This window comes from Paenibacillus sp. 2TAB19, assembly GCF_052115185.1.
Classification (GTDB): domain Bacteria; phylum Bacillota; class Bacilli; order Paenibacillales; family Paenibacillaceae; genus Pristimantibacillus.
This window is the reverse complement of record NZ_JBFRGE010000176.1, coordinates 1-2,744: the sequence shown is the minus strand read 5'-3', so window position 1 is coordinate 2,744 and position 2,744 is coordinate 1. Positions and strand designations below refer to the sequence as shown.

Annotated in this window: 3 protein-coding genes; all 3 read left to right on the top strand. The window is 43.1% G+C overall.

Features of this window, described 5'->3' with window-relative positions; translation table 11 throughout:
* Window positions 1-1,030 (top strand): flavoprotein (locus tag AB4Z33_RS30715; RefSeq protein ID WP_442053534.1); only part of this gene is annotated, 1,030 nt, incomplete at its 5' end.
* Between the two features lie 103 nt (window positions 1,031-1,133).
* Window positions 1,134-1,442: an ArsR/SmtB family transcription factor gene (locus AB4Z33_RS30710; RefSeq protein WP_442053533.1), complete on the top strand. Its 309-nt coding sequence runs from the start codon at window positions 1,134-1,136 to the stop codon at window positions 1,440-1,442.
* A gap of 13 nt (window positions 1,443-1,455) precedes the next feature.
* The coding region (locus tag AB4Z33_RS30705; protein WP_442053532.1) for an arsenic transporter at window positions 1,456-2,744 on the top strand (1,289 nt) is incomplete at its 3' end.

The following is a 2,744-nucleotide window of genomic DNA, read 5'->3' as shown; positions in this document are numbered from 1 at the left end:
GAAACAACTACAACCTTTTATTCATCTACAATCATCGGTTAATGCCATTTATCGAAAAGGATTCGATAAAATGAAAACAGCCGGCCGGGATCATGCGGCCTTTATTATTGAATATGAGCAGCAAGGTAAGTTATTCCGAAAAGAGGCTTCTGCGGTCATTGATGCCACTGGAACGTGGCTTACACCAAACCCGATGAGCACAAGTGGCCATCCTGCAGATGGCGAGATCATTTATAAAGATCACATTCAGTACGGTATTCCTGATATATTGGGTGCAGGTAAAAAACGTTATGCTGGGAAAAACATTGTTGTTGTAGGTAGTGGCCACTCGGCTCTCCAATCCCTCACTTTGTTAAATGAGTTGAAATTGGAGACTCCAGAAACAACAATTCATTGGGTGCTAAGAAAGCAAAAGGTTTCGGATGCCTTTGGCGGCGGAGAAAATGACGGGCTGCCGGCACGCGGAGCACTAGGTACTCGAGCTAACCAATATGTACAACAAGGCAATGTACAGGTTCACACGCCATTTCTTATTGATCAAATTAAGAAAGAATCAAACACCTTATCTCTACATGGAACTCAATTAGATAAGGCATACGCTATCGATAAAATCGATGAGGTTATTGTGGCATCGGGATCACGACCTGATTTCTCGTTTCTATCTGAATTGCGGTATGCTGCTGATACCGCTGTGGAGTCCGTCTTACAACTAGCTGACTTGATTGATCCCAATATTCATAGCTGCGGCACTGTACGCCCTCATGGTGAAGCGGAACTTCGTCAGCCTGAACAAAATTTTTATATCGTGGGATCGAAAAGTTACGGTCGAGCTCCGACTTTCCTGCTGGCTACAGGCTATGAACAAGTTCGTAGTGTTGTGGCTGCATTAGATGGAGACTTTAAAGCAGCTCGTGAAGTGCATCTTCATCTGCCGGAGACTGGCGTCTGCTCTGTGTCTAGGTCACAAGAATTAAGTGGGATCAGCAGCAGTTGCTGCAGTCCAAATCATGCATCTACGTCATGTGAATAAGAAATAAGTAATCACTAATATAATCATTTACTTATATAACTAATCGCGTATATAATAACCCTGTAGTCAGCAAGCTAGTTACAGAAAGGGGGCAGGCAACCATTTGCAACCGATTGATGAAATGTCCGATAACCTTAAGCTTCTCTCAGATAAAACCAGGTTGACAATTATGGCGCTTCTACGGCACCGGGAGATGTGTGTCTGTGATATCGTTGAGATTTTAGAAACAACCCAGCCGAACATTAGCCAACATCTAAAAAAACTAAGAATCGGCGGTCTAATTAACGAGGAACGCCGAAGTCAGTGGATTTACTATTCATTGAACCTGGATGACAAAGATTATTTGAGGCATCTAATCGATCAACTTCCATCTATGCAAGAGAAAATCAATGCAGTAAAAGGCTGTACATAAACCAGGAGGCATTATGCTGGCAATTGCTTCAATCATTTTTATAATAACGTTAGTGTTCGTCATATGGCAGCCGAAAGGTCTTAACATTGGGTGGTCAGCATGTGGCGGTGCAGTAATTGCACTTATCTTTGGTGTCGTAGATTTTCATGATGTCTGGGATGTAACRCAAATAGTATGGAACGCAACCCTTGCGTTCGTTGCGGTTATTCTGATATCTCTCATTCTCGATGAGATTGGTTTCTTTGAGTGGTCCGCGCTTCACATGGCTAGAGCTGCCAAAGGAAACGGTATTTTAATGTTTGTATACGTCATTCTATTAGGTGCGGCGGTTGCTGCTTTCTTCGCCAACGACGGTGCTGCACTTATCTTAACGCCTATTGTTCTGGCCATGGTTCGGGCGTTGAAATTTGATGATCGTATGATTCTTCCGTTTATCATGGCAAGCGGTTTTATTTCCGATACCGCCTCCCTTCCGCTAGTCGTCAGTAACTTGGTTAATATCGTGTCATCTGATTTTTTCGGAATAGGATTTGCGGCATATGCCAGTCGTATGATAGTCCCTACTCTGTTCTCTATCACGGCAAGTTTACTTGTACTCTTCATCTACTATCGGAAAAGCATACCCAAGCAATATGACTTGGCACAATTAAAGAAACCGATTGATGCGATTAAGGACATGCGCCTGTTTAAGATTTCATGGTTTATTCTCGCCGTTCTTCTCATCGCTTATTTAACAAGTGAGTTTATTCGTGTACCGGTATCGATCATAGCTGGTGTTGCAGCCATCATCTTCTTGGTGCTTGCTCGTCAAAGCCGGGAGATCCATACCTGGAAGCTTGTAAAAGGTGCGCCATGGGCAGTAGTTACATTCTCCATTGGAATGTATGTCGTTGTTTATGGTCTTAGAAATGTTGGACTGACAAATGAACTTGGCGATGTATTTAAATGGGTCGGTGATCAAGGCTTGTTTGTAGCCACAGTCGGGTCCGGATTTATAGCCGCTATCCTCTCATCGATTATGAATAACATGCCGACAGTCATGATTAATGCGCTTGCCATTCACAATACGAACTCTACGGGAGTGATTCATGAAGCTTTTGTTTATGCGAATGTAATTGGGTCTGACTTGGGTCCGAAAATTACTCCGATCGGTTCGCTAGCTACCTTGCTTTGGTTGCACGTGTTATCCAATAAGGGTGTTAAGATTTCATGGGGAGCATATTTTAAAACGGGTATTATCCTGACCGTACCTGTCCTCTTTATTACATTATCCGGGCTTTATCTTTGGCTTAAAGTTGTAAG